Consider the following 235-nt stretch of genomic DNA (forward strand, 5'->3'; position numbering starts at 1 on the left):
GTCCGGGCCGGAACTCGTCGGCGCGCTGGCCGATGGCCTGCGTGCGGCGGGCGTCGACGTCGTCGACGTCGGGATGGTGCCTACGCCGGTCGGCTATTTCGCTGCGAGCGTGCCGCTCGCGCTGAAGGGCGGCGAGCGCCGCGTCGATTCGTGCATCGTCGTCACCGGCAGCCACAACCCGCCCGACTACAACGGCTTCAAGATGGTGCTGCGCGGCGCCGCGATCTACGGCGAG

General features: G+C 71.5%; 1 pseudogene. It reads left to right on the plus strand.

The features are described 5' to 3' along the window. Positions 1-235, plus strand: a pseudogene (locus SB751_RS35430) (phosphomannomutase/phosphoglucomutase); the annotation flags it as partial.

Source organism: Cupriavidus sp. SIMBA_020, assembly GCF_046535395.1.
Lineage (GTDB): Bacteria > Pseudomonadota > Gammaproteobacteria > Burkholderiales > Burkholderiaceae > Cupriavidus > Cupriavidus campinensis.